Origin of the sequence: Flavobacterium pectinovorum, assembly GCF_022802975.1 — a bacterium.
GTDB classification, from domain to species: Bacteria; Bacteroidota; Bacteroidia; order Flavobacteriales; family Flavobacteriaceae; genus Flavobacterium; species Flavobacterium pectinovorum_B.
The window spans coordinates 1-1,444 of record NZ_JAFEVZ010000032.1 but is presented as its reverse complement, the minus strand read 5'-3'; the positions used below and the strand labels follow the sequence as shown (position 1 = coordinate 1,444).

General features: G+C 29.8%; 1 protein-coding gene. It reads left to right on the top strand.

Annotated elements, in window-relative coordinates:
- Positions 1-43 precede the first annotated feature (43 nt).
- Positions 44-1,410 (top strand): IS3 family transposase gene (locus tag FLV_RS19860; RefSeq protein WP_243236495.1). Its coding sequence is split into 2 segments (ribosomal slippage): positions 44-509 and positions 509-1,410, totalling 1,368 coding nucleotides; the frame shifts between segments, so codons are not numbered across the junction.
- Positions 1,411-1,444 lie beyond the last annotated feature (34 nt).

The following is a 1,444-nucleotide window of genomic DNA, read 5'->3' as shown; positions in this document are numbered from 1 at the left end:
TGAACTGCCCCCAAAAAGTTAGACACTATTTGGGGGCATTTTTATGGAACGAAAAGTCAAATATTCATATGAGTTTAAGCTTCTCTGTGTAGAAGAAGTTTTAAAAAAACATCGACCTTTAACTAGTGTAGCCATTAATAGAGGCGTAACTAATACTAGTCTAAAGCAATGGATTAGTTTTTATCTTAAATTTGGTAATGAAGGTCTTTTGCCAAAAGTTAGAAACACAAAATACAGTCTAAATTTTAAGCTAAAAGTATTGCAAACTATTGAAAATAAGACTTTATCTTTGGGTAAAACCTGTTTACTTTTCAATATTCCAGCAAGGTCAACAATACTGACTTGGCAGAGGCAATATGAAAAAGATGGTTTAACAGGTTTAAAACTAAAGCCAAAAGGCAGACCGAAAGCTATGAATTTTAAAAGAAAGCAACGCAAAACAGATAAACCTTTAACTAGAGAGGAAGAACTTTTAAAAGAATTGGAGTATTTACGAGCTGAGAACGAAATCTTAAAAAAGTTCAATGCCTTAGTTCAAGCCGAACAAGCCAATCAAAACAAAAGGCTCAAACCATAATGGAATTAAGGCATAAATATGATTTAGACCTTTTGCTAAATTGTATGAATATGGTCAGAAGTACATATTATTACTATGAAAAAAAAGATCAGTTAACAGATAAATATCATAATGTAAAAGAACTAATCAAGCAGATTTACAATCATCATAAAGGCAGATTGGGTTACAGGCGTATCACTTTCTTAATTAGGCTAAAAGGAATTATAATTAATCATAAAACAATACTGCGATTGATGAAAATTTTAGGACTAAAAAGTTTAATCCGAATAAAGAAATACAAATCATATAAAGGAGAACAAGGAAAGATCGCTCCAAATTTATTGAAGCGTAATTTTAAGGCTTTAAAACCCAATGAAAAATGGGCCACAGATATTACAGAATTTAGTGTTTCTGGCAATAAATTATATCTCTCTCCAATTATAGATTTATTTAATGGAGAAATAATTAGTTATGAACTATCCGAGAGACCTCATTTCAATCAGATAAGCAATATGCTTAAAAAGTCTTTCAGGAAAATACCAAATAATACAAATTTGATATTACACTCAGATCAAGGCTGGCAATATCAAATGAAACAATATCAATTAATGCTTAAAGACAAAGGAATCAAACAGAGTATGTCAAGAAAAGGAAACTGTCTTGATAATGCAGTGATAGAGAATTTCTTTGGGATATTAAAGTCAGAGCTATATTACCTTATGAAATTTAAAGACATAAAACACTTAAAACAACAAATCATAGAGTATATAGAATATTACAACAATGAAAGAATAAAACTAAATCTAAAAGGAATGAGCCCGATACAATATCGAGCTCATTATTATCAAATTTAATTATAAATTCGTCTAAACTTTTGGGTGCACTCTA